General features: G+C 42.9%; 9 protein-coding genes and 1 pseudogene. 7 read left to right on the forward strand and 3 right to left on the reverse strand.

The genetic code is table 11. The features are described 5' to 3' along the window. Nucleotides 1–143: 143 nt before the first annotated feature. Complete coding sequence (locus R7Z77_RS20470; RefSeq protein ID WP_064354407.1) at nt 144–1,157, forward strand: acyltransferase; 1,014 nt, start codon at nt 144–146, stop codon at nt 1,155–1,157. On the opposite strand, the gene R7Z77_RS20475 is transcribed toward R7Z77_RS20470, so the two are convergent. Next, nucleotides 1,154–1,483: a DUF2500 domain-containing protein gene (locus tag R7Z77_RS20475; protein ID WP_005378719.1), complete on the reverse strand. Its 330-nt coding sequence runs from the start codon at nt 1,481–1,483 to the stop codon at nt 1,154–1,156. The two genes, R7Z77_RS20470 and R7Z77_RS20475, sit on opposite strands and share 4 nt — an antisense overlap. Before the next feature lie 328 nt (nt 1,484–1,811). Between R7Z77_RS20475 and R7Z77_RS20480 the strand changes: the two genes are divergently transcribed. The 4 genes from R7Z77_RS20480 (at nt 1,812) to R7Z77_RS20495 (ending at nt 4,864) form a co-directional block, all read left to right on the forward strand. After that, complete coding sequence (locus R7Z77_RS20480; protein ID WP_005378717.1) at nt 1,812–2,180, forward strand: hypothetical protein; 369 nt, start codon at nt 1,812–1,814, stop codon at nt 2,178–2,180. Nucleotides 2,181–3,261: 1,081 nt separating this feature from the next. Beyond that, nucleotides 3,262–3,882, forward strand: a complete 621-nt coding sequence (locus tag R7Z77_RS20485) for a lysoplasmalogenase (RefSeq protein ID WP_005389670.1) — start codon at nt 3,262–3,264, stop codon at nt 3,880–3,882. Between the two features lie 69 nt (nt 3,883–3,951). Further along, complete coding sequence (locus R7Z77_RS20490) at nt 3,952–4,173, forward strand: YecH family metal-binding protein (protein ID WP_005378711.1); 222 nt, start codon at nt 3,952–3,954, stop codon at nt 4,171–4,173. A 106-nt stretch (nt 4,174–4,279) separates the two neighbouring features. Beyond that, nucleotides 4,280–4,864 carry a YhgN family NAAT transporter gene (locus tag R7Z77_RS20495; protein WP_005389671.1) on the forward strand — a complete coding sequence of 195 codons (585 nt, stop codon included), beginning with the start codon at nt 4,280–4,282 and terminating at the stop codon, nt 4,862–4,864. A 57-nt stretch (nt 4,865–4,921) separates the two neighbouring features. On the opposite strand, the gene R7Z77_RS20500 is transcribed toward R7Z77_RS20495, so the two are convergent. Both R7Z77_RS20500 and rsmD read right to left on the reverse strand, forming a co-directional pair. Then, nucleotides 4,922–5,188 (reverse strand): DUF1145 domain-containing protein, encoded by a 267-nt coding sequence (locus R7Z77_RS20500; protein WP_005378704.1) that lies wholly within the window; start codon nt 5,186–5,188, stop codon nt 4,922–4,924. Between the two features lie 25 nt (nt 5,189–5,213). Continuing rightward, on the reverse strand, nt 5,214–5,813 hold the full coding sequence (rsmD, locus tag R7Z77_RS20505; RefSeq protein WP_005378702.1) for a 16S rRNA (guanine(966)-N(2))-methyltransferase RsmD: 600 nt from the start codon (nt 5,811–5,813) through the stop codon (nt 5,214–5,216). Between the two features lie 230 nt (nt 5,814–6,043). Between rsmD and ftsY the strand changes: the two genes are divergently transcribed. After that, nucleotides 6,044–7,252, forward strand: a complete 1,209-nt coding sequence (gene ftsY, locus R7Z77_RS20510; protein WP_053350808.1) for a signal recognition particle-docking protein FtsY — start codon at nt 6,044–6,046, stop codon at nt 7,250–7,252. A 22-nt stretch (nt 7,253–7,274) separates the two neighbouring features. Next, nucleotides 7,275–7,643 (forward strand): annotated as a pseudogene (locus tag R7Z77_RS20515) (cell division ATP-binding protein FtsE); the annotation flags it as partial. Between the last annotated feature and the right edge of the window lie 76 nt (nt 7,644–7,719).

A 7,719-nucleotide genomic window follows, 5' to 3' on the forward strand; every position in this document is an offset into this window, starting at 1 on the left:
CGTTAAGTGATTAGAGTGGTGATGAAATCCCCGTTGTAGGTCATTGTTGAGTTAAAAATAAGCAAAAACAGATTGTTAACCATTTCACTGGTTGAGATTTACCCTATGCTATAAACGATAAGCGACTCAAAGTAGGGAAAGGTATGAGAGAAAGGGTTCTGTTTTTTGATTTATTGCGCTGCTTCGCAGCGGTAGCAGTGATCGCCATTCACGTCTTGGCACCGTATCGAAATGAGTTAGGAGTGATTCCATTTGACCAATGGCTGACAGCGGTAGGCGTGAATAGCGTAACCCGCTGGGCAGTGCCAGTTTTTATTTTGATCACCGGAGCGCTAATGCTCAGTGACACTCGACCATTTGACGGTAAGTATTATATCAAAAGGCGTTTGGGCAAAGTTTTAGTTCCATTTCTTATTTGGTCGATGTTTTATGCATACCTTTCAGGCTGGACTTCTCAAGGCTTTGATTTTGAAACCGTAAAAGAGGTATTAAGCAATAGCCCATTCCACGCAACGTATTACCATCTCGGCTTTTTCTATTACTTTATACCACTGTATTTTGTGATTCCGCTGTTTCAATGGATGGTACGCAACGTGGATGACAACGTCTTGTATACCTATCTCGCATTTTGGCTTTTCACCAGCACACTGTTCTTGTTCAAGATTGATGGCCCTTGGAGTAATCAGATGTGGCTTTATATGGGTTACCTTCCACTGGGGTATGTTTTATTTCAAAAGGTACCTTCGAATCGCTCTATGGTGACCTTATTTGTTGGGCTAGGACTCGTGGCGTTGGCAGTGACCTTTACGATGGTTGTGACAAATAGCTTAGAGGCGGAGAAGTATACGGTTGGGCGCTGGCTCTCTTATAAAACACTGAATGTGATTCTAGCGGCTTCGATGATTTTTATGATCGGGCGTTACTTCGGTGAAGGCTTATCACCAAAAGTACAAAAAGTGGTTAGTGTGATCAGTCAGCACAGCTTAGGGATTTACTTACTTCACCCTATTTTCTTATGGCCGATGAAAGAGTTCGGTTGGTACACAGGACATCCTGCGTGGGTGATTCCAGTCTGGATCGTTCTAAGTGGATCTGGAGCCTTGGCGATGAGCTATCTCTTTTCTCTTTCTGCCAAGACTCGTTGGTTACTGCCTTAACGTTTGATAGCGAAGTGAAGGAACTTGTTGCCGCGATAGGTCAGTGTTCCCTTATCTCCAGGGTTGAGTGCATGGTAGTAATGCACTCCAATTTGGAATTCACGCTTTGGACCGATAGAACCACGTTGAACGTAAATCCAATACTCTTGATCGTCTTGACCTGGTGGTGCGTTTGGTATGTCTATCGCTTGTTTATCTAAAACCGTTACCTGCGCGCTTTGCTCTGGAGCGTCTTCGCCCACATAGTGCTTACTATAAAAACGGAAAAACACCCACGCGCCCAAGGCAATAAGGGCGAATAGGGCGAAAATAAGTGAGATTGGCATATTAACCTCCAATGTTTTATCGGGTCCCATTCTACAGAACTCGCTGACGAAACGATGAGTTGAGGTAACTTATTCATAATCTAATGAAAGGGACATGAATTTTATTCGGCGCACTTCACGGTTTATCTCAATGGGGACGCGATGAAATTGTTGCTTCATCTGTAAGCTACGTCACTAAAGCTGAACTAAGCAGCTTTCACTTGTCTGGCTATATGAGCTCAAGGGCACAAATTGAAAGTAAAATTGCACTTAACGGCTCGAAAAAGCTCTAAATTTATAGAAGAATAAAAATAATGAACATAGGAAGGGTCTGGTAAGGAGGGTTACGATGTCAGATATTGAAAAAGTAGTCATGCGTACCCGAACGATCGAAAAACTTTTGCGTACTCAGTACCATGCAGAAGGGAAAGGGTTGCACCAACTTATTAATAGTTGTGAAGAACGTTTACCGCATGACGTGATAGCAAAGCTTCGATTCATCGCGACAGTGCGTAATAAAGTGGTGCACGAAGACGATTACAAGCTGGATGATCGTAAAGGCTTTATGGCGGCATGTGATGCTTGTGAAAAAGAGCTGACACCAAGAAGCTCTCGCTTTATTTGGCGTACAGCAATTTTGCTAATGACGTTGATTACGCTGGCCGCTCTTGGTTTCTACTATATGCACTGGGATATTTTGTCTAAGCACATTCAGTAGAGCAATACAGATAAATAAAAAAGGACGCATTTGCGTCCTTTTTTATTTTAAATCATTGGGTTAGTACATCATTGGCAGTGTCATTAAACCCACAACCACTGCAATCATAACCAGCCCTTGTTTTTGAGAAGATGAAATCATAACACTACCCCTTAATCTTTGATGAACTCGATGAATTTAATATAGCACTGTTTTTGGGGTTTGATCAACATATGCTCGTTAATCTTTTCAAAAACCACACTTAACTTGTCTGGTTTTACGTGATTCTGACTAATGAAACTATGTTTTTTGTCCTGTATTTAAAGTGTTCACATTGTTTTGTTTTTATCCTTTTTGGTTTTAAGTGTTTGATTTTATAATGTTAAATGGTTTGTGGTGTTGGCTTTGTAATTGTTTTTTGCTTCGAATGGTATGTTGGGTCTTTATTTTGTCTGTATTTCTCAAAAATTGAGAAAATTAAAAAATGTGCTATGAGGTTGCATCGTCAAATCGAAAGCATGGAGTGAGATTTTCTTACCTTATGAGAAAATATGGGCTTCAAAAGTGTTTAGTGATTTTATGGTTTATGAAGTCCGCACTTTTATCTGTTATTGAAATTATGATTTTATTTATCATTGACTTACTTTTCTTGTCTGATGTTTTTTTTACTGAATTAAGGTCAGTTTTCTTAGTTTTTACCCCTAATCATCAGTAGTTCCTCCTCTCTTAGAACGCTACTTAGACTATTTTCTATTTTGTGTCTGTTATTTATTCTTGTTGCCTGCATTACATACATCCTGGTGGTTTAATCGTCAGTTTGTGAAATGGCGGCTTACCTGGAGCACTTATCTGTTTTTCAGTTAAATAGTTTTAGAAAGCGCTGGTTATTGTGTCGTGTGATTTGATGGGTTCGGCTGATGAGCAAAGCTTGGCCCCAATGTTTAGTGGCATCATTCAGGCTCATCGGCTTTATTATTACGTAGGCTGAGGGTTACAAAATGTTTCGAATCGCTAGCGAGATCCAACTTTCGTAGATTGTGTCTTTACATCAAAACTGGTCTACCTAGACTAGCGGCGAGTTTAAGTAAAAGGTGTATACTGCATGTGGAGTTGGCTGGCGATAGGGCTATCAGGTGTGTATTCCGTGTTGGGAGCAAAGCAAGCTAACCCGACACAATCCCTCGTGTTTAAAATCTTTACTCTGCTACTTCTTCTTGTGTTGGTGTTAACTCAAGGTGCATCCGCAACATATACCTACTGGATTGCGGGTGGGCTTATTGTGTCTATGGTGGCAGATACGCTGCACTCGTTTAAAACTCGTAAGCTAATCTATTTTACGGCTTATCTGGTTGCCCAGGTATGCTACAGCAAGTCATTTTGGGTGCAGCTTAATGGTGAGATTGTCTGGTGGCTGTTGGCCCTGCTGCTTGCAGCGAGTATCGTGGCGTTCTTTTTGTTGCTACCTCAACTCGACTCTCTGGTATTCCCTGTTGTGATCATGGGGATGATGCTGGTTCAACTTGCTTGGGCAGCCGGTGAAGTTTGGTTACAAGTGCCGAGTTACGCCAATGCTATCGGTTTTAGCGGAACCTTAGTTCTGATCTATTCGGCGCTGGCATACGCGATACACGGTTATCGAAAACCGATGAAACACGCCTATTTGTGGGTGAGTGGCAGTTACTTTTTTGCTCATGCCCTCATTGTTGCCTCAATCATTTACTAATTTAAGTCAAAGCAGCTCTTGAGGATTTCAGTAAACTGAACGCATTGTTCTTAATAACTGGAGTCAATAATGAGTGAAATCCATGCTCACGAGCTGCTAAACCTACTTAGAGAAACACCAATGGATCGCGAAGCCCTCACACAGCACTTTGGTGCTAGCGTTCGCTTTCACACCTGTAAACTGAATGATCTAGACTTAGATGCATTACTAGCATTTTTGCTCAAGCGCGACAAAATTCGTGAGCTTGAAGGTAAGTTTGTGGTCAATATGGCGCGAGTTTGCAATCACTAAACGGCGGCTAAGATCGAGGGTGAATATGGTGTTTTCGCCCTCAGTCATATACTCATGTTGTCAGTTTGCTATACACTGGCCGCCATTTTTTAGGTGAGGCCAGAATATGGACATTCTTTCTGCAGCGACCATGCTGTTTCTAATCATGGACCCTCTCGGTAACTTGCCGATTGTGTTGTCTATTCTCAAACATATCGATCCCAAGCGTCGTCGTAAGGTATTGATTCGTGAACTACTGTTTGCCTTACTGATTTTGATGTTGTTTCTGTTTGCAGGACAAAGCATCTTAAGTTTTTTGCATGTCCAGCCAGAAACGCTCAGCATTTCAGGTGGCATTATTCTCTTCATTATTGCGATTAAGATGATTTTCCCGAGTGCTGGCAGCATCACTGGACTGGCAGCAGGCGAGGAGCCCTTTATTGTTCCGATGGCCATTCCTATGATCGCGGGCCCTTCAGTGATTGCAGCCTTGCTTTTACTGTCTTCGCAACATCCAGAGAAAATGTTGGAAATGTCAGCATCAGTCGTAATTGCGTGGGGCGCAACATTTTTTATACTGATGTTTTATGGCTTCTTTAATCGCTTGTTGGGTGAACGTGGCTTGAAGGCGGTAGAACGCTTAATGGGCTTGTTACTGGTGATGATCTCCACTCAAATGTTCTTGGATGGTGTAAAAAGTTACATTGGGTGACGAACGAAACGCAGAAAAAAAGCCGCTCACAAGAGCGGCTTTTTCGTATCTGAGCGATTACATCATGTGTTTACGACGAATATCGAGTAGGGCAAAAATACCAAAAATCAGGATTGAATATTTTTCCCAACTGCTCATTTTTATTTTGTCGCCAAATGCACCAATGAAGATGGCCATTTGTAAACCGTGCATGATGAACAAAAAAGCGGTCATGATGTATAGCGCAATCGCGGCATTGCCGGGAAAGGGCATAAAAATATTTAGGATTAATACTAACCAAACAAAGGCGATAGCCGCTTTGGCCAGCATAATTAGTGCTTTCATTTAAGTGTCCTTTTAAATCGAGGCGTTATGCGGAGGTACGTTCGTACAGACGATAGCTCACTTGGCCTGCTGTTTTTTCTCGATGTAATTGCCAGTTTTCTGGTAAGTCGGCAATATTGAGTTCTTTTTCTGTTTCAATATAAATCATCGCATCTTCCGCGAGCCAGCCATTTTGTTCTAGCAGAGCCACGGTCTCATCCAATAGGCCTTTGCGAAACGGTGGGTCAATAAACACCACATGGTGAGCAGAACCCGGTTGCTTCAAAAAACTCAGTGCGTCGGTATTTACCACTTGGATGTTGTTCGCGTTAAGAGAGGCAACATTCTTTTGTAATTGTTGGAAAGCTTGTGGGTTTAGCTCAACCATGGTCACTTGCTCTGCTTGGCGCGAAGCTGACTCAAATCCCAAGCCGCCAGAGCCAGCAAACAAGTCGAGACATTTTGCCTGTGGTACATCTTGAGCTAACCAGTTAAACAGCGTTTCTTTGACGCGATCTGTCGTGGGGCGTAAGCCTTCAGCATCGTGTACAGGAAGTTTTCTGCCTCTCCATAAGCCACTAATAATGCGAACAAAGCCCGTTGTTGGCTTTTTTTGTGATGAGTTTTGCTGGCGACGTCTTACCATAGATTTTTTGACCGCTAATAAAGTGATACTATATCTAATCGCCCAAGCAATGAGCTTGGAGCTTGGATACAGCCCAGAATATTCAAGATGACAGAGTGTAACACTAATAAGATTAGAATTACCTAATCGGAAAGTTTTCAGAACTTTGTCATTAGCCTTTTTTAGACAGATAATAATCTTGTCAAAAAAGAGTCATTAATAGATAAAAGAACAATCTAGGATAGCCCCAGATGACGGAAAAAAAGAAGCGCGGATTACTTTCGTGGCTAGGTTTTGGTGACGAAGAACAAAGCCCAAAACCAAAAACTGAAGAAACAGTAAAAGAAGAAGCAGTGGAAGCGCCTTCTGAAGAGCAGCAAACCGAAGCGGTTGCTGAGCAAGCGGAAGCAACGCCAGAACTTGAAGAAGAAGCGAAACAATCAGAGGCTGCCCCAGCAGAAGCAGAAGCAGAAGCAGAAGCAGAAGAGCCAGAAGTCGTATCGGCCGCGCCTCGTGTTCAAGAACAAGAAAAGCCAACAGAAAGCTTTTTTGCTCGTCTTAAACGCAGCCTAAGCCGAACAAAAGCAAATATTGGTGCTGGCTTCTTCGGTCTGTTCAGCGGTAAGAAAATCGATGAGGACTTATTTGAAGAGCTAGAAGAGCAACTTCTTATTGCTGATGTGGGCATGAATACCACAACAAAAATTATCAACAACCTGACAGAAAAAGCCACACGTGGCGATCTGAAAGACGGCGAAGCCCTTTATGGTTTGTTGAAAGAAGAAATGGCTGAGATTCTTTCTAAAGTCGAACAGCCACTAGAAATCGATAGCAACAAAACGCCTTACGTCATCTTGATGGTGGGTGTAAATGGCGTGGGTAAAACCACGACCATCGGTAAGCTAGCGAAGCAGTTCCAAACTCAAGGCAAAAAAGTGATGCTTGCAGCGGGCGATACTTTCCGTGCCGCAGCGGTTGAGCAGTTACAAGTGTGGGGTGAACGTAATAATGTTCCTGTGATTGCTCAACATACTGGCGCAGACAGTGCCTCTGTTATCTATGATGCGATTGAAGCGGCAAAAGCACGTGGTGTGGATGTGGTGATTGCTGATACAGCAGGTCGTCTACAGAACAAAGCGAACCTAATGGAAGAGCTGCGTAAGATTGTACGTGTGATGAAGAAAATTGATGACTCTGCACCACATGAGATCATGCTAACGCTTGATGCAGGTACAGGACAAAATGCCATTAGCCAAGCGAAACTTTTCAGTGATGTTGCCCCTCTAACCGGGATTACTTTGACTAAGCTGGATGGTACAGCCAAGGGCGGCGTAATTTTCGCTATCGCTGATCAGTTCGGTATTCCAATTCGTTACATTGGTGTGGGTGAAGGTATCGAAGACTTGCGTCCATTTGAAACTCAAGAGTTTATTGACGCACTGTTTAGTCGTGAAGAATAAAAAGAGTTAGAGGAAATCAACGGTGATCAAATTTCAGCAAGTAAGCAAAGCTTACCGAGGTGGTCGACAAGCACTGCAAAAAGTCGATTTTCACCTGAGGCGCGGTGAAATGGCGTTTTTAGGCGGACATTCCGGGGCTGGTAAAAGTACCTTGCTGAAATTGATCTGCGCGATAGAGCGACCAACCGATGGCAAAATCCATTTTAATGGCCACGACATCACGCGTATTCCAGGCAAAGACATCCCTTTTTTGCGCCGCAATATTGGGATTGTTTTTCAAGATCATCGCCTATTGATGGATCGCAGTGTGTACGACAATGTCGCTCTGCCAATGCGTATCGAATCGATTTCTGAAAACGAAATCAAACGCCGTGTTTCTGCGGCGTTAGATGGCTTTGTTGCGTAATTCGATGGAACTAAATCAGGAAGTTACGATCTGATCGGTTACATCAGTTAATCATCGTAGC

The sequence above is a fragment of the Vibrio sp. 1401 genome, from assembly GCF_033340295.1.